Here is a 16,922-nt window from a genome sequence, read left to right as displayed (position 1 = left end):
GAGGATTGCCGCAGAGACACTGAGAACACAGAATTTGATAAGAAATAAATTATTCTGTGTTCTCAGTGCTTCTGTGGCAAACTTAAAGTTCAGACCACCAAACTAACCTCTCCCAGGCTAAACTCTCGCTCCATTGTATCAAATGTCATCAGTTTTCCCTGCTCGTTCACACCTTTGATGATTGTTTCAAAAACGGCGATGTCCTTTTTCAATTTCACTTTTTGTCCCCTTTTGTACAAAATCGAATTGTAATTGTCTAAAGTTTCCTGCAAAGGAGCAGAAAACAACAAATCATATCTTTTTTGGAGGCAATTGCACAATTCCTTCGCCATTTCCACGGTTGGAAAGGTTTTTCCCGTAATCTGTTTTAGTGAAACCGGATTTGTAACGCCTTCGGCAAAAACAGTCTGGTTGATATTGAGGCCGATCCCCACGATGGCAAATTGCCAATTATTGCCGGTAAGGACGTTTTCGATCAAAATTCCCCCTGCCTTTCTGTCACGCCAATAAATATCATTTGGCCATTTAACCGCAACATCGTCAATGGCATATTTTTTTAAAAAGTCATAACAACCGGCTGCAATAGCTGCGCTTAAAAAGAATTGTCGGCTCACCAGAAGCTCCGAAGGCTTAAGTACAAGGGAAAGCATGATATTTTCCAGCGCGGTCGTTTTCCACTGGCGGCCCAATTGTCCCCTTCCGGCGGTTTGTTCGTGAGCGAAAAATGCCGCTCCATGAGTAGCCAATCCTTCATGTGCCATTGCCATGGCATAGTTGTTGGTGCTGTCAATACTAGCCAATTCGGTAAAAGGGAAGCCTATAGTTGCCATACATAAAGAAGTTGGAAAAGATTATTACTTTTGAGCGTTGCGAATGTAGTATTTTCTTTATTTTGAGATGGTAAAGGCTGCTGAAAAACAGGAACTGCATTTCAACCACTTTTTTAAAATCGTAAAGCAACTTTTGAATGTAGTTTACTTTAGTTACGGGGCTATTTTGGATAAAGAAAACATCCCCGGAATCACAATAGCAACCTACTAATATTTAATTACTAAAAGATTTCATTATTGGAACAATTGTCAGTATTAGCTACCCGCAAACGTAGCAGTGTAGCAAGGTTAACGAAGAGCTCCAAAATCCTCAAGGTCATCATTCATGCTATTCAGGAAAAAAAGGGTGAAAACATAATAGCTATGGATCTTCGAAAAATCCCTGAAGCAGTTGCAGATTTTTTCATCATTTGCCAGGGATCGTCCTCTCCACAGGTAAAAGCTATATCAGATTCTATAGAAATGGAAGTGAAAAGCCAGTGCGAAGAAATGCCTTACAGGCAGGAAGGGCGCTCGGCTTTGCAATGGGTCCTGATAGATTACGTGAACGTTGTAGTACATGTGATGCAACCGGAAACCCGTAAATTTTATAAACTCGAAGAAATGTGGAGCGACGCGGAAGTAACAGAGCACAACGGCTAGGCATTGAACCAATAAACCAACATAGCAATAATTTAGAACAAGACTAATATCATGGTACCAGAAGATAAACAATCAAATAACAAAGGCCAGTTCCCAAAGATGCGTCCCAAAGATGACAGAAACGCTCCGAAAGGACCAAAATTCAACATCTACTGGGTGTGGGGTGCTATCGCGGCGATCCTGCTCAGCTTTCAGATTTGGGGTTCATTTAATCAGGATGGACAAAAGATCAATCAATACCAGTTTTTCCAGGACATGCTCTCCAAAGGAGATGTTGACAAAATGGTACTGGTTAGCAATAAAAATCTGGTGAGAGTTTTTATAAAACCAGACAGCATTAAAAAGCCTTACTATCAGAATCTTATTTCAAAAAATTCAATGCGCATTACGACCGACAAAGGTCCGCAGTTTGAATTCACTATCGCAAAACCGGAAATATTTGCAGACGATCTGCGCGAATTCTATACCAAGAATCCAGTTGTAAAGGAAGTGCCGCGTATCGATGAAACTGAAGCCGAATGGCTGAGCCAGTTCATTGGTTATATTTTCCCAATCGTAGTGATCGTACTGATCTGGATATTGCTGATGCGTAAAATGGGCGGAGGAGCTGGAGGAACCGGCGGTCCCGGCGGCATTTTCAGCATCGGAAAATCAAAAGCTACTCTATTCGATAAAGGAACAAAAGTAAACATCACTTTTAGCGATGTGGCAGGTTTGGACGAAGCAAAAGTGGAGGTGATGGAAATTGTTGACTTCCTGAAGAATCCGAAAAAGTACACATCGCTCGGCGGTAAGATCCCCAAAGGTGCGTTACTCGTAGGTCCTCCGGGAACAGGTAAAACCCTTTTGGCAAAAGCCATGGCAGGTGAGGCTCAAGTTCCATTCTTCAGCATGAGCGGTAGCGATTTCGTGGAAATGTTTGTGGGCGTAGGTGCGAGCCGTGTGCGTGACTTGTTCAAGCAAGCAAGAGAAAAATCACCTTGCATAATATTCATCGATGAGATTGACGCGATCGGTCGTGCCCGCGGTAAAAATGCGATCATGAGCAACGACGAGCGTGAAAGTACATTGAACCAATTGCTGGTGGAAATGGATGGTTTTGGTGGCGACAGCGGAATTATCGTGCTGGCAGCGACTAACCGTCCGGACGTTTTGGATAGCGCTTTGTTGCGTCCAGGCCGTTTCGACAGACAGATCAGCATTGATAAACCAGATGTAAAAGGTCGTGAAGCGATCTTCAAAGTGCATCTGAAACCAATCAAAATTTCAAACACTGTAGATATTCACAAACTAGCTGAACAAACCCCGGGATTTGCGGGTGCGGATATCGCTAACGTTTGTAACGAAGCTGCATTGATCGCTGCACGTAAAGGAAAGGCTGGTGTGGAAATGGAAGACTTCCAGGATGCGGTGGATAGAGTGATCGGCGGTTTGGAGAAAAAGAACAAGATCATTTCTCCCGACGAGAAAAAGATCATTGCTTACCACGAAGCCGGACACGCCATTTGCGGTTGGTACCTGGAACACGCGTATCCTTTACTGAAAGTAACCATCGTTCCGAGAGGTACTGCAGCATTGGGTTACGCTCAATACACTCCGAAAGAACAATATCTGTACAATACAGATCAATTGTTGGATCAAATTTGTATGACGCTTGGTGGCCGTGCAAGTGAGGAGATTTTTTTCAACAAAATTTCTACAGGTGCACAAAACGACCTGCAGCAAATTACACGTACTGCATACGCAATGATAACCGTATATGGTATGAATGATAAAATAGGTAACGTAAGTTTCTATGATCCGCAAACTGAAAACTCATTTACAAAACCATATTCTGAGGAAACATCTAAAATGATCGACGAAGAAGTAAGGAAATTGATTGATGCGGCTTACGAACGCACCAAGGCTTTGCTTACAGAGAAGAAAGGTGATGTTGCAAAACTGGCAGAAGCATTGTTAGATAAAGAGGTGTTGTTCCAAAGCGATGTAGAAGTTTTGATCGGAAAACGTCCGTTTGAAGAGAAGAAAGTGCTGGATGTAGACGGTAAAGATCATGGTCCAAGTTCAACAGTGGGAGAGATCAGCGAAGGCGTTCCTCCTTATGATAGCGATGTAACAAACAAAGCGCTTAATAATTAGTGGAGAGTTGAAAGTTGAAAATTGAAAATTAAGAGAAACTTTTTCAGTTTTCCATTTTCAACTTTCAACTTTCAATTTTCAATTGATATGAACGTTTCACCATCCAAGGAAAATATTTTAAAGAAAATAAGAAAGGCGTTGAGTAGCTCAACGCCTATTCCTTTTTTACAAAGTGAGGGAAACAGCTCCGTATTTCAGCCATCACGACAAGAGCTGGAAGTACAGTTTGCCGAAGAGTTTACCAACCTGAAAGGCAAATTTGTGTATTGCATGAATAAAGAAGAATTGGCAGATCAACTGTCGCAACTCGCTGCCAGTAATCATTGGGAAAAATTGTTTTGCAGTGAGATCAATTTGCGCGACAACTTTGCAAACACACTGGGCCGGTGGTATACCGATGATTTAAAAAACTGTGACGCCAGCATAACTTCATGCGAATGTTTGGTGGCAAGAACCGGAACCATCGTCATGAGCGCCGGACAAGAGAGCGGTCGTACGGTGAGTGTGTATGCCCCCATTCATATTTGCATTGCTTACGCGAAGCAACTGGTGTATGATGTGAAAGATGGATTGTTGTTCATGAAAGATAAGTACGGTCATAATTTGCCTTCAATGATAACATTTGCAACGGGGCCCAGTCGCACGGCAGATATTGAGAAAACGTTAGTTGTAGGCGTGCACGGACCGAAGGAGGTTTATTGCTTTTTGGTAGACGATAGTAATGACTAAGTAAAAAATCAAAATTAAAAAATTCAAAAAATGACGAATCCTTTAGCGACTCTTTTTGAATTTTTACTTTCAGCTCTTGGCTTTGAATCTGATCCTTCAGCTGTCATTTCATCCATTGATCCGAAATTTAATGTGACGACCTACTTGTTTGTATATGGCACGCTTCGGAAATCTTTTCCCGCACATTCTACAATAGAGGAATATTTTTCTTTTGTTTGCAATGCACAGATCAGAGGAGAGCTTTATTATGAAGGCAGTTTTCCTGCAGCCGTTCCAACAGAAAAAGAAAAGTCTATTCAGGGTGAATTGTACAAATTGAAAAACGAAGATTTTTTTGGAGAGGTTTTCTGCAGACTGGACGAATATGAAGAAGTGCAGAATGAATTATTTGTAAGAGAAAGGACAACTATTTTTGTTGATAACAATTCAATAAAAACCTGGATATACTGGTACAATAAAAGTGTGGAGAATTTGGAGGCGATAGAATCTGGAGATTTAGTGGAGTATTATAACAATCAAAAAATAAAGTGAAGTAAGAATGGAATTGGCGCCCAATAAAAAAGTTTATTTTCTATCAGATTTTCATTTAGGAGTTCCGGATCATTCCACAAGCCTTGCCAGGGAAAAAAAGATTGTGGAGTTTTTGAGCATTGCCCAAAAGGATGCGGCGCATATTTTTATTGTAGGCGATCTGTTCGATTTCTGGTACGAATACAGAAAAGTGGTGCCAAAAGGTTATGTGAGGATTCTGGGAAAGATGGCAGAGATAACAGACAGTGGCATTCCAATAACATTCTTTGTGGGCAATCACGATATGTGGATGCGCGGCTATTTTGAAAAAGAATTGAACATTCCTGTTTACTACGAACCAAAAGAGTTTGTATTCAACAATAAAAAATTTTGGGTGGGTCATGGTGACGGGCTGGGCCCCGGTGATCATGGTTACAAGTTCATCAAAAAGATATTTCGCAACCCTGTGTGTAAATGGTTGTTTGGCATATTGCCTCCAGCTATTGGAGTTGGTGTTGCAGATTATATGAGCCATTCAAGCCGGGCAGCGACAGGAGAAAATGATAAAAAATTTTTAGGTCCCGAAAACGAATGGCTGATCATTTACAGCAAAGAAGTACTACAAAATAAGCATTACGATTACTTTATTTTCGGACACAGGCATTTACCAATAGATTTTGATCTTGGCGGAAACAGTCGCTATATAAATCTTGGTGACTGGATTTATTATAACAGTTATGCTGTGTTTGACGGAAATGACCTTCAACTAAAATATTACAAGGATTGAGAAAGTTTTTAGTCATATTATCCATCGTTTTGGCCAGCACATTATTTGCAAGCGCATTCCCTTGCAACATTGATGCGCTGAATGCCCATCAGCCAACAACTAACAACCAACAACTTCCTTTCGACACTGTTCCACCAAGTGCAGACCTCAAACTACTGCAGGTCATTGAAGGTGACATCGTTAATTTTACAGTTGACAACCTGGGTAATGTTTATCTCATTAACAGTAAATACCAGCTCAAAAAACTCAATGAGAAAGGCGATTCCGTCGGAGTGTTCAATGAGGTGAGAAAGTATGGCAACCTCACTTATATTGATGCAACAAACCCTTTGAAGCTGTTGTTATACTTCCAGGATTTTACAACAGTTGTGGTGCTGGACCGAGTTTTGAACAAGCGTTATACATTTGATTTACGGCAGCAAAATATAATGCAGGCACGCGCCATCAGCCAGTCGTTCGATAACGGCATTTGGGTGTATGATGAAGTAGAAGCAAAACTGAAAAGACTTGACGACAATGGAAATGTAATAGATAATACCTCTGATTTCCGCGTGTTGTTCAGTACACCGCCAACTCCTGTTGATATTGAAGATCACGACAAAATGGTTTATCTCTACGACCCCAAACAAGGGCTGTACATTTTTGATTATTATGGAAGCCTGAAAAATAAAATTGCCTTACTGGATTGGGAAGACTTCCAGGTAATTGATAAAACTGTTTTTGGAAGAAAAGGCAATGTGCTGGAGAAATATGAAACAGGCTCTTTAATATTAAACGAACAGGCATTTCCTGCGATACTTACCAACGTAGATAAATGTCGCATTTCTGTAAATAAATTATACTGCCTTTCCAGTGGAAAGGTGTATGTGTATGAATTGTAAAAAATGAATTTCCTTCAACGCGAATTTCTTAGCAATACAATTGAGAGCTACATCATATGTGCGATCACGATTTTTATTATCCTGATCTTTAAAAGACTGTTCTCAAAATACATAGCCAGTATACTTTTCAGGCTTATTAAGAATACATCGTGGAAAGTGACTCGTGAGTCCTTCTTTGATCTGCTTGTACAACCACTTGAAATTTTCCTGGTGCTGTTGGTTTCATTTGTAACGTTGGATAAACTCAATTTTCCTGAAGCATTTCATTTTACCATACACAAAACATCGGCAGAGGAAATTGTAGATTCGATAGGTAGTTGCATTATCATCATCGCCTTTATTGGAATGTTGCTACGATTCATAGATTTTATCGCCACTACCATGCAGGACAATCAGGCTCAGTTTTCCCATCATGTGGCGGAAACGAAAATGGTGTCCTTCTTTAAAGACTTTTTTAAAGCAATCATTATTTTGATTGGAATTATCCTGGTCATTCGTTTTGCATTTCACAAAGACGTTACCAAATTGCTTGCTGGGTTAAGTATCGTAGGTGCCGCCATCGCCCTAGCCGCAAAAGAAAGCCTGGAGAATTTGATCGCATCGTTCATCATCTTTTTTGACAAACCTTTCCATATCGGCGATAGCGTGAAGGTGTTAAATATTTCCGGCTCTGTAGAAAAAATAGGGCTGAGAAGCACGAGGATCCGCACGGATCAAAAGACATTTGTTACCGTGCCCAACAAACAAATGGTGGATAGCGTTCTGGACAATCTTACGTTGAGAAGTTTACGTCGTGCAGATATCAGGTTGGAAATAAGTTTGTCGACATCTGCCGACACGATGCAAAAAATAGGTGACGGCATAAAGAAAATTCTCACACATCCCATTGTAACAAATAGCAACGTAACCTTCAGCGACATTACACAAAACGCCTACATTTTAACGGTAGAATATTACACCGGCGTAATTCCTATGGAGGATTTCAACCAGCTAAAGCAAACGATCAATTTGCAGGTACTACGATTGTTGGAAGGCAATAAAGTTGAACTGGCAGGAAAGGATACGAGGATAATTATTGGGAAGGAGGGTTGAAGCAGAAGGCTTAACGCAAAATATCATAACAAATCATGACAATCGTGAAAATCTGCCTGCCCGACTAGTTATTCAGGCGGGCGTTCCTTCTCTACATATTGGCTTTTAACTCCAATAAAAAAGCCTTTAACTTCTGCAATGAAACAGTAATCTCAAATTGCTGGTCAGCCTTTTTCTTTTGATTTTTGATGTAGTCTTTCGCGCCTTCCATGGTGTATTTTTTCTCGCGCAAAAGGTGATAGATCATGTGAATGTTTTTCACATCTACGGGGCGGAAGAAACGATCGCCTTTTCTATTTTTCTTGGGTTGGAGAAACCCGTCGAACTCATTGGCCCAAAGGCGCAGCAAAGAATAGTTTACGTGAAACATTTCCGCTACCTCACCGATGGAATAGTATTGTTTTTGAAAAAGCACCTCGTCATCGGGAATATTGATAAGGTCAACCTCGGCATTCATTTCTTTGAATGACTTACGGCCGCGTTTGCCCGGTTGTTTAGGCAAAGAAGAAGCCGCTTTCGGCTTTCTGCCCCGCGTAGTTTTCGGCATTGTTGTTGGCATAGTTACGTGAATTTTCGATGTTGGCAGAACCTGCACAACAGGAATGACTTCAGAAACCTCGTTTACAACGGCGGGCATCGGGGTAGATAGAGAAACTTCTTCTGATACAGGAACGTCGGCAGGAACTGCACTGACAGGCGGAGTCGGGGCCGGTTTTTTAGCCGGCTCATCAAATCCAAAATCAAATGCTGTTTGTCGGAATTCACTCATCATAGGCTTGGTAAAGATACAATCCCTGATGGTAGTGGCACGGGGATTTACGAGACTGTGGAAAAGTCGTTAACAGTGGAGAATTGAGAGTTGAGAGTTGAAAATTGAGAGTTAAGGTTTAGCTCAACTCTTGTTTTGTGAAAAGAAAAACGGTTTGAAGAATAATCTCCAAACCGTTTTAAGCTATTTAAACAACTCTCAACTCTCCATTCTCAACTCTCCACTAATCAAAGCTCTGATTGCTCGCCGACGCCATCTTCAACAAGCGGTCGTATTGCTCAGGCGTTAAGTCGTTATAGAAAAAGTAAACAGGGTCGAGAGGTTTGCCGTTTTTGTGTACTTCGTAGTGACAGTGAGGGCCGGTTGATTTTCCTGTGCTGCCCACATAGCCGATGATCTCACCGCGTTTTATCTTTTGGCCCGGAGAACATTTCACTTTTACCATGTGGCCGTATAGCGTTTCGTAACCATAACCATGGTTAATGATCACGTGATTGCCGTATCCGTTACCGGTATTGCCAGCAACAGAGATGGTCCCATTTGCCGTAGCATAAATAGGTGTTCCCTGCGGTGCCGCAAAGTCAAGACCAGCGTGCATTTTTACCGTTTTGTAAACCGGGTCGATGCGATGACCAAAACCAGATGCAATACGGCTAAGATCCTTGTTGCTCACCGGCTGAATGGCGGGAGTCGCCGCCAGCATCACTTCTTTATTTTTTACAAAACCTTCAATTTCGTTGTAAGATTTATCCTCATACTCAATACGCATCGTAAGGTTGTTGAGCGTACGTGCGATAGAACCTGAAAGATCGTTTTCGTCCATACCCTGCAACAATTCCAGTTCTTTTTTCTTTTCCATTTCCTTTACTCGGGCACTATCGGGAATCGGATCAGCCTCAAAGATGGAACGGTAAACGTTGTTGTCGCGTTTCTCGAGGTCCGTCATTTGTTGTTGCAGTTTTTGTACCCGGTCCTGAAGAACAGCGTAATTGTTCTGCATGTTTTCAAACCGGCCACTCATTACTTTTTCTTTCGGAGAATCTATATATCTGAAGGCGATGGCTACAATTATCAGGGAGGTCACAATACTTGCGGCTAAGAAGCCCAACACCCGTAATAGTTTTACGTGTAAAGGGGTTTCAAGCTTTTCATAGCGAAGACTATTGGTATTATAGAAATATTTTATTTTTTTCATGGCCCTGCTAAAGAAACATGGGTTTTGTTTGCGTCGCGTTAAAAATACGTTTTCTAAGGAACTGACAAATTAAAAATTACTCCAATTATAAAACCGGGAAAATAGCTGTAACTCTTTTCACTCCCTATCTTTGCACTCATTTCTTCCGGAGATATCTACAAATATAGTTTCCCGGAAGGCAACTAACAACCAAAGATTGTTCCGTTTATGCTAACAAGTGCAGAGATTCGACAAAAGTTTCTAGATTTTTTTGCTTCCAAAGGCCATGCTATTGTGCCTTCGGCTCCTATTGTAGTTAAGAATGACCCTACATTGCTGTTTACCAATGCGGGCATGAACCAGTTTAAAGACTATTTCCTCGGAAACAAGAAAGCGCCCTCTTCACGCATAGCGGACACTCAAAAATGTTTACGTGTTAGTGGTAAGCACAACGACCTTGAAGAAGTAGGCGTTGACACGTATCACCACACCATGTTTGAAATGCTCGGCAACTGGAGCTTTGGCGATTACTTTAAAAAAGAAGCCATCGAATGGAGCTGGGAATTATTGGCAGAGGTATTGGGTATTCCCAAAGACAGATTGTATGTTACCATATTTGAAGGCGATGCAAAAGAGAATCTACCTAAAGACGAAGAAGCTTTCAATGAATGGAAAAAATGGATAGCCGAAGACAGAATTCTCTTAGGTAATAAAAAAGACAATTTCTGGGAAATGGGCGATACCGGTCCGTGCGGTCCTTGTACGGAGATCCATGTAGATTGTCGCCCCGATGAAGAAAGAAAAGCAGTAGACGGAAAAACATTGGTGAATAACGATCACCCACAAGTGATAGAGATCTGGAACAACGTATTTATCCAGTTCAACCGTTTGAAAGATGGTTCACTTGAACTGTTACCTGCAAAACACGTAGATACCGGAATGGGCTTTGAGCGTCTGGTAAGGGTTCTGCAACAAAAAACATCCAACTACGATTCTGACGTATTTACCGGGACAATCGCAGCTACAGAAAAAATCACTGGCAAGAAATACGACTTCTCCGATACAAAGCAAGCGATCGCATTTCGCGTAATCGCTGACCACATCAGAGCAATCGCATTTACCATTGCAGACGGACAATTGCCAAGCAACACCGGCGCCGGTTATGTGATCAGAAGAATTTTGAGAAGGGCGGTACGTTATTACTTCTCTTACCTTGATATGAAAGAGCCACTGTTGTATCAATTAATGCCGGTTCTTGCAGAACAATTCAAAACAGTGTTCCCTGAATTGTTTGCACAATTGGATTTTGTGAGCAAAGTGGTGAAGGAAGAAGAAGATGCATTCTTAAGGACACTTGAAAAAGGTTTGAAGAAAATAGATGAGGTAATCGTACAAACGAAAGGAGTGGCGATCAATGGTGAAGCTGCTTTCGAGTTACTCGATACTTACGGGTTCCCGATTGACCTTACGAGATTGATCGCTCAGGAAAATAATTTGAAGGTTGACGAAGAAGCTTTCGAAAAAGCATTGGCACAACAAAAGGACCGTTCCCGTGCAGCGACGGCGCTTGACACGGAAGACTGGGTGGTACTAAAAGATACAGCCAATACAAGTTTCGAAGGTTATCATACTTTGAACACAGAAACCAAAGTAACCAAATACCGCAAGGTAAAAGCGAAAGGAAAAGAATCATTCCAGCTCGTATTGGAAGCAACTCCTTTCTATGCAGAAAGCGGCGGACAGGTTGGTGATACCGGTATTTTACTTTTTGAAGGTGAAGAAATTGCCGTAACTGATACAAAGAAAGAAAATGATCTGATCATTCACTTTGCAGAGAAACTGCCTGTAAACATTACAGCAATTGTATCTGCGAGAGTAGCTGAAGAAAAGCGTAGAAAAACCCAGGTGCATCACTCTGCTACGCACTTGCTGCATGCGGCTTTGCGTAAGGTGTTGGGTACACACGTGGCACAGAAAGGTTCATTGGTGAATGAAGAACATTTACGTTTTGACTTTTCACATTTTGCGAAAGTTACCGACGAAGAAATTGCACAGATCGAAGCAATTGTAAATGAAAAGATCCGTGAAAATATTCCGGTTGTGATAAAAGAACTACCAAAGGAAGAAGCGATACAACTTGGAGCCATGGCGCTTTTTGGTGAAAAATATGGCGATCGCGTTCGCGTAGTGATCATGGACTCTAAATATTCAATCGAGCTTTGCGGTGGTACACACGTAGGCGCGACAGGAGAGTTGGGTTTCTTTAAAATAAAACATGAAAGTGCGGTGGCTGCCGGTGTTCGTCGTATCGAAGCGGTAAGCGGTCATGCAGCAGAAGTGTTTGTAAATGATCATTTGCAAACTTTAGCCAGTATAAAAGAAACGCTTAAAAACCCTAAAGACGTTGCAAAAGCAGTTGAAAGCACGCTTGCAGAAGCAGCTGATCTTAGAAAGAAAGTTGAACATTTGGAAGCACGTTTTCTTGGAACGCTTCGCGAAGAGATCATCAAAAAAGCAACAGTTATCAACGGTGTAAGCTTTATTGGAGAAGTGGTAGAAGTAAGCAGCGCAGATGCATTGAAAAAACTTTGCTTCGATCTTAAACAAAACCTTGATGAATACGTGGCCGTTCTTTGCGCAAATGTAGATGGTAAAGCATCTGTTGCCGTAGGCATCAGTGATAATGTTGTTACTTCGAAAGGTTTGGATGCGGGGAAGATCATTAAAGAACATGTTGCTCCGCTTATCAAAGGTGGTGGCGGTGGCCAGAAAACTTTGGCAACTGCAGGCGGACAGGACGCAAGCAACTTACAAGCCGTGATTGAGAAGGTGAAAGAGCTGGTATAATTAATAATTAATAAAGAATAATTAATAAGCGGCTACTCTGATGGGTAGCCGCTTATGTTTTTGTGGATGCGGGGCGAATGCGATTCGCCCTCACACGCAGCAAATAATTTCGCAAACGCGCTATCAATTATTTCGTATAACTGATCGCTGCATAATACTGTTTTCCATAATCAGCAATCTGATTCGCTTTATCCGTTCCATTGATGATGCGCCTTGCATTCACCCAATCTTCTTTTGCGGCAGAAAAATAATCAGCAAGTTTTTTACCTGTGAAGCTGCCATTCATCATTCCGTAAAACATAATCTCAGAAGCATAGTCGGGACGCAATGCAAGATCAGCATTGGTTACAAGGTTGGCTCCCACAACTGTGCTCATTTTTTGATAATTGTTTCTCCATGTAAGCTGTACGAAACCACGACCGTAATAGACCTGTTTTGTTTGAGGGTCTGCGGTACCATAAGATCTTCCCGCACCGCGTCCATATTCGCGGATAGGCTTGATAGTTTTATCGGTTTCATGATGTGCAGTTGCCAGCATGTATGCCAGCCAGCGATCGTCTTTTTTCGCGTACTTAAGCTCCCATTCATCAAGAATAGCTGTTAGTCCTGCAACTTGTGATTGGGAGAGCGAACCGCTGAATGGACGTAATCTTACTTGTGAAAAAAAGAAATTCCGGTTGATCATCGTGTAAGGTTTAGTTGAATAATAAAAGGTTTGATAGACGAGTGAACTATCATAATTACAACCGGCACATTAATTAGTTTAAAGCTGCCTGCTATTAGACATCGCAACGTCCTAAAAACAGTTAAAAAAGGAAAAATTTGAATTGCGAAAGCTTTATTGTATTAGGAAAAATGCACATATTTGATTTGCGAAGAAAACGTACTTTATTCATCCAAACATTTTAGAATGAAATGAGCATGAGAAGAATTCGCCAAAGACCGACGTGTTTTTTTTACGCAAATTCCCTGCCCTACCAAGGTCATTCAGACGGCCTTCTGGCCAAAACAAAATAAAAAATATACAGATGAAACATTTTGCAAAAACAATCGCCCTGTTTGCAGGCGTTCTGGCTGCAACGACCTCATTTACTCAAGGTGTTAAGAATGGTATTCTTGCTATAACAATAATAGAAAAACATAATTGTGCTAAAATCACTGCGGTTACACCAGGCGGGCCAGCAGAAAAAGCGGGTTTGAAAGTGGGGGATAGCATCACCAAAATAGATGATATGGCTGTTACCTCTCCGGAAGATCTTTCAGAATCCCTGAAGTCATTTAAGCAAAATGATACAGTCACAATTTCTTACAAACGAAATAAGAAAGATTACAAAGTTGCCGCAACTTTGACCGGACCTCCTACAAACGAAATGAAATAGGATTACAATTTCCGGAGTCCGGAAGATCCAGTGTGAAGGGTTGTTTTTGGGCGTGACCCACAACAACCTCTCGCACTATTGTTGTTAGTACTCCTTCATGAAAACTTAGCTTCGATACGAACAATGTCAATCTCGCTCAGATTGACGACTATAGCGCTTACAAGAAACACTTTCTGACTAAAACAACATCTCCAACGCGCTGTAGTACGAATGCGATTTGGCCCTACTTCCTAAAAAATAGTTAAAAGGAAAAATTGAATTGCGAAAACTTTCGTATATCATAAAATGAAGTATATTTGATCTACGAAAAAAAACGTACTTAGTTCATATAAAAATTCTGGTATGAAAAATTTTATAAAAACAGTTGTTCTGGTTACGGGTGTGCTCGCTACCGGAAGCTTGTTTGCTCAAGGTGGCGGCGGTGTAAAGAACGGCGCTAAACCGAAAGACAAGCTTAATCAGTATGATGAGATCATCATTAAAAAGAAAAGCGACAGCGACAAGGATCGAAAGCTTACCATTGAGATCAATAAAGGTGTTGTAACCGTTAATGGTAAAAAAGTAGAAGATTTCAATGACGATGACCTTGCCATTATCCAGAAAAAAATAATTATTCATGGTGATGATGCCGACATGGCTTTTAATGAGCCGATGCCCCCAATGCCACCAACACCGCCAGCACCTGGCGTGAGAGTTAATCCGCAGTTTCGTACAGGGAAATCCTATTCGATAAACATGAACGATCCGAGAGGTTTTCTTGGGGTGAAAACGGAAAAAGATAATAGCGGTGTAAAAGTTACGGAAGTTACGCCCGGTAGTCCCGCAGAAAAAGCAGGTTTTAAATCAGGTGACTATATTACCAAAATAGATGATGTTGCTATAACATCACCGGAAGATCTTTCAAAAGCGGTAGGTTCCTATAAGCCAAATGAAAAAGTGACCATCTCTTACGTACGAAATAAAAAAGCTCAAAAGGTTACAATGAACCTGGGTAAACGTCCACCACAGGAAATGACCTATAATTACAATTTTCAGGGACCGGAAGATTTTCATTTTGACTTCGATCAAAAACAGCTTGATGAACTAAAAGCTCTTGGCGACATGGGCGGCGATATGAAAGTTTACGGTTTCCGTGGACCTAATAACGCCCCTAGACTTGGCATCAAAGCACAAGACACAGAAGATGGAAAAGGCGTGAAAGTATTGAGTGTAGAAGATTCTTCAAATGCCGCTAAGTCGGGCTTGAAAGAAGGCGACGTCATCACGTCTTTTGATGATAAACCGATAGCCAGCACCGAACAGTTAGTAGCAGCCTCAAGAGATGCAAGAGAAAAAAGTACCATTCCTGTAAAAGTTATCCGCAATGGCACCAACCAGGATCTGCAAATAAAAATTCCAAAGAAATTGAAAACAGCGAATCTATAATTAGTATACAACAGCCGATCGTTTGGGGCATGAGCGTATAGCTTGTGCCCTTTTTTAATGACTGAATAACTGAATAATTGAATAACAGAGTTGAATGTTACCCCTAATAGACGGCTGGATAATTATTTGAATACCAACATTCAATGGTTCAGTTATTCAGTCATTCAGTTATTCAACTTTTCGCTCCGCGAAAACTCGTTTATTCGATTATTCCGGTAGTTTTGCAGATATTCTCTAAAGAGGCAATTAACTATGGTACAAGGTAAAGACAAGTATGAAGTGGTTATAGGACTAGAGGTGCACGCACAGTTGCTTACAAAAAGTAAACTTTTCAGTGGCGACAGTGCGGCATTTGGCGGTGAAGCAAATACGCATATTAGTCCGATCACGCTGGCCTATCCCGGCACATTGCCTAAATTAAACAAAGAAGCAGTAGAACTAGCCATCAGATTGGGTTTGGCGTGCGGTTGCGAAATTGAAAGGATCAACTATTTTGCCCGCAAAAATTACTTTTACCCCGATCTTCCAAAAGGCTATCAAATATCCCAGCACACAACACCCATCTGTAAAGGTGGTTTTGTAACTATCCGCACTGCCGACGGGAAACGCGATGTAGTGCTCAATCGTATTCACCTGGAAGAAGATGCAGGCAAAAGCATTCACGATGTGGATGATAAAAACACTTGCGTGGACTACAATCGCGCCGGCGTTCCACTAGTAGAAATTGTCACGGAGCCAGATATTCACAGCAGTGAAGAGGCCTATACCTATATTACAGAGCTGCGCAAACTCGTTCGTTATCTCAATGTTTGCGATGGTAACATGGAAGAAGGTAGTTTGCGTTGCGATGCCAACATTTCCATTCGCCTGAAAGGAGAAACAAAACTGGGAACCAAAGTTGAGGTGAAAAACCTTAACTCTATTCGCAATGTGAAAAAGGCAATTGATTACGAAGTAGATAGAATGGTGGAAATGGTAGAAAAAGGCGAACAGATTTTGCAGGAAACACGCAGTTTTGATGCGACAAACGATACTACGTTCTCTTTAAGATCGAAAGAAGAAGCGAATGACTATCGCTATTTCCCCGATCCTGATTTGCCTCCGTTCATTGTCAGTGAAACTCAATTGAAAAATATACAAGACGCAATGCCGGCCTTGCCAGAGCAACTGGTAAAAAAATACATGGAGCAGTTGCACCTGCCCGAGTATGATGCCCGTGTAATTTGCGACGACGGTGGAACCATTCAATATTTTGAAACACTTATAAAACACACGACCCACACAAAGCCTGCTGCAAACTGGATGCTTGGTCCGGTTAAATCTTTCCTCAACGATCATAACGTTGCTATCGAGGACTTCGCATTAACACCGGCAAAGCTGGCTGATATTATTGAACTGGTAGAAAGTGGTAATGTAAACTTCTCTATCGCGGCCCACAGAATTTTCCCTGCATTGGTGAAAGATGGCTCTAAAACAGCACTTGAAACGGCTACTGAAATGAATCTATTGCAGGAGTCGGACACCGATAGCATTGCAACATGGGTGGATGAAGTGTTGGCCAAAATGCCGGATAAAGTTGCAGAATATAAAAAAGGAAAGAAGGGCCTGATCGGTCTGTTTATGGGCGAAGTGAAAAAAGTTTCAAAAGGAAAGGCTGACCCTAAAGTGACCACTCAATTGCTGACAGAAAAACTTAGTCAATAATTTTCAACGATAAT

15 protein-coding genes are annotated in these 16,922 nt (G+C 41.4%); 11 read left to right on the top strand and 4 right to left on the bottom strand.

Annotation, left to right across the window (positions count from 1 at the left end; genetic code table 11):
* Window positions 1-89: 89 nt before the first annotated feature.
* Window positions 90-830, bottom strand: a complete 741-nt coding sequence (locus QJ048_RS21305) for a biotin--[acetyl-CoA-carboxylase] ligase (RefSeq protein WP_282336455.1) — start codon at window positions 828-830, stop codon at window positions 90-92.
* Between the two features lie 237 nt (window positions 831-1,067).
* On the opposite strand from QJ048_RS21305, the gene rsfS reads away from it, so the two are divergent.
* From rsfS to QJ048_RS21270, 7 genes are all read left to right on the top strand, one after another.
* A complete protein-coding gene (gene rsfS / locus QJ048_RS21300) occupies window positions 1,068-1,472 on the top strand; it encodes a ribosome silencing factor (RefSeq protein ID WP_345774539.1) in 405 nt (134 codons plus the stop codon).
* A gap of 51 nt (window positions 1,473-1,523) precedes the next feature.
* Entirely contained in the window at window positions 1,524-3,611 is a 2,088-nt protein-coding gene (gene ftsH / locus QJ048_RS21295; protein WP_282336454.1) for an ATP-dependent zinc metalloprotease FtsH, read from the top strand.
* An 87-nt stretch (window positions 3,612-3,698) separates the two neighbouring features.
* The gene (locus tag QJ048_RS21290; protein WP_282336453.1) at window positions 3,699-4,340 is read left to right on the top strand and encodes a LutC/YkgG family protein; all 642 of its coding nucleotides are present in this window, start codon (window positions 3,699-3,701) and stop codon (window positions 4,338-4,340) included.
* Between the two features lie 30 nt (window positions 4,341-4,370).
* The gene (locus QJ048_RS21285) at window positions 4,371-4,871 is read left to right on the top strand and encodes a gamma-glutamylcyclotransferase family protein (protein WP_282336452.1); all 501 of its coding nucleotides are present in this window, start codon (window positions 4,371-4,373) and stop codon (window positions 4,869-4,871) included.
* A gap of 7 nt (window positions 4,872-4,878) precedes the next feature.
* Window positions 4,879-5,637, top strand: coding sequence for a UDP-2,3-diacylglucosamine diphosphatase (locus QJ048_RS21280; RefSeq protein WP_282336451.1), 759 nt, complete (start codon window positions 4,879-4,881; stop codon window positions 5,635-5,637).
* The gene (locus QJ048_RS21275; RefSeq protein WP_282336450.1) at window positions 5,634-6,518 is read left to right on the top strand and encodes a hypothetical protein; all 885 of its coding nucleotides are present in this window, start codon (window positions 5,634-5,636) and stop codon (window positions 6,516-6,518) included. The genes QJ048_RS21280 and QJ048_RS21275 overlap by 4 nt, the downstream gene beginning before the upstream one ends.
* 3 nt (window positions 6,519-6,521) lie before the next feature.
* A complete protein-coding gene (locus QJ048_RS21270) occupies window positions 6,522-7,610 on the top strand; it encodes a mechanosensitive ion channel family protein (RefSeq protein WP_282336449.1) in 1,089 nt (362 codons plus the stop codon).
* A 91-nt stretch (window positions 7,611-7,701) separates the two neighbouring features.
* Here the strand turns inward: QJ048_RS21270 and QJ048_RS21265 are convergent, their stop codons facing one another.
* Window positions 7,702-8,379 carry a MerR family transcriptional regulator gene (locus QJ048_RS21265; RefSeq protein ID WP_282336448.1) on the bottom strand — a complete coding sequence of 226 codons (678 nt, stop codon included), beginning with the start codon at window positions 8,377-8,379 and terminating at the stop codon, window positions 7,702-7,704.
* A 223-nt stretch (window positions 8,380-8,602) separates the two neighbouring features.
* Window positions 8,603-9,574, bottom strand: coding sequence for a M23 family metallopeptidase (locus tag QJ048_RS21260; protein WP_282336447.1), 972 nt, complete (start codon window positions 9,572-9,574; stop codon window positions 8,603-8,605).
* Window positions 9,575-9,781: 207 nt separating this feature from the next.
* Here QJ048_RS21260 and alaS point away from each other — a divergent pair, with 207 nt between their 5' ends.
* On the top strand, window positions 9,782-12,400 hold the full coding sequence (gene alaS, locus QJ048_RS21255) for an alanine--tRNA ligase (protein WP_282336446.1): 2,619 nt from the start codon (window positions 9,782-9,784) through the stop codon (window positions 12,398-12,400).
* 127 nt (window positions 12,401-12,527) lie between these two features.
* Here the strand turns inward: alaS and QJ048_RS21250 are convergent, their stop codons facing one another.
* On the bottom strand, window positions 12,528-13,085 hold the full coding sequence (locus tag QJ048_RS21250) for a glycoside hydrolase family 19 protein (protein ID WP_282336445.1): 558 nt from the start codon (window positions 13,083-13,085) through the stop codon (window positions 12,528-12,530).
* Window positions 13,086-13,428: 343 nt separating this feature from the next.
* On the opposite strand from QJ048_RS21250, the gene QJ048_RS21245 reads away from it, so the two are divergent.
* From QJ048_RS21245 to gatB, 3 genes are all read left to right on the top strand, one after another.
* A complete protein-coding gene (locus QJ048_RS21245; RefSeq protein WP_282336444.1) occupies window positions 13,429-13,779 on the top strand; it encodes a PDZ domain-containing protein in 351 nt (116 codons plus the stop codon).
* Window positions 13,780-14,121: 342 nt separating this feature from the next.
* Window positions 14,122-15,204: a PDZ domain-containing protein gene (locus tag QJ048_RS21240; RefSeq protein ID WP_282336443.1), complete on the top strand. Its 1,083-nt coding sequence runs from the start codon at window positions 14,122-14,124 to the stop codon at window positions 15,202-15,204.
* A gap of 252 nt (window positions 15,205-15,456) precedes the next feature.
* On the top strand, window positions 15,457-16,908 hold the full coding sequence (gatB, locus tag QJ048_RS21235; protein ID WP_282336442.1) for an Asp-tRNA(Asn)/Glu-tRNA(Gln) amidotransferase subunit GatB: 1,452 nt from the start codon (window positions 15,457-15,459) through the stop codon (window positions 16,906-16,908).
* Window positions 16,909-16,922: the final 14 nt, after the last annotated feature.

This window comes from Pinibacter soli (genome assembly GCF_029961145.1).
Classification (GTDB): Bacteria; Bacteroidota; Bacteroidia; order Chitinophagales; family Chitinophagaceae; genus Pinibacter; species Pinibacter soli.
This window is presented reverse-complemented; position numbering and strand designations above follow the sequence as displayed.

Coding starts and splice junctions, on each gene's coding strand:
- QJ048_RS21305 (WP_282336455.1), bottom strand. CDS start 830: ATGGCAACTATAGGCTTCCCTTTTACCGAATTGGCTAGTATTGACAGC.
- ftsH (WP_282336454.1), top strand. CDS start 1,524: ATGGTACCAGAAGATAAACAATCAAATAACAAAGGCCAGTTCCCAAAG.
- QJ048_RS21290 (WP_282336453.1), top strand. CDS start 3,699: ATGAACGTTTCACCATCCAAGGAAAATATTTTAAAGAAAATAAGAAAG.
- QJ048_RS21285 (WP_282336452.1), top strand. CDS start 4,371: ATGACGAATCCTTTAGCGACTCTTTTTGAATTTTTACTTTCAGCTCTT.
- QJ048_RS21280 (WP_282336451.1), top strand. CDS start 4,879: ATGGAATTGGCGCCCAATAAAAAAGTTTATTTTCTATCAGATTTTCAT.
- QJ048_RS21270 (WP_282336449.1), top strand. CDS start 6,522: ATGAATTTCCTTCAACGCGAATTTCTTAGCAATACAATTGAGAGCTAC.
- QJ048_RS21265 (WP_282336448.1), bottom strand. CDS start 8,379: ATGAGTGAATTCCGACAAACAGCATTTGATTTTGGATTTGATGAGCCG.
- QJ048_RS21260 (WP_282336447.1), bottom strand. CDS start 9,574: ATGAAAAAAATAAAATATTTCTATAATACCAATAGTCTTCGCTATGAA.
- alaS (WP_282336446.1), top strand. CDS start 9,782: ATGCTAACAAGTGCAGAGATTCGACAAAAGTTTCTAGATTTTTTTGCT.
- QJ048_RS21250 (WP_282336445.1), bottom strand. CDS start 13,085: ATGATCAACCGGAATTTCTTTTTTTCACAAGTAAGATTACGTCCATTC.
- QJ048_RS21245 (WP_282336444.1), top strand. CDS start 13,429: ATGAAACATTTTGCAAAAACAATCGCCCTGTTTGCAGGCGTTCTGGCT.
- QJ048_RS21240 (WP_282336443.1), top strand. CDS start 14,122: ATGAAAAATTTTATAAAAACAGTTGTTCTGGTTACGGGTGTGCTCGCT.
- gatB (WP_282336442.1), top strand. CDS start 15,457: ATGGTACAAGGTAAAGACAAGTATGAAGTGGTTATAGGACTAGAGGTG.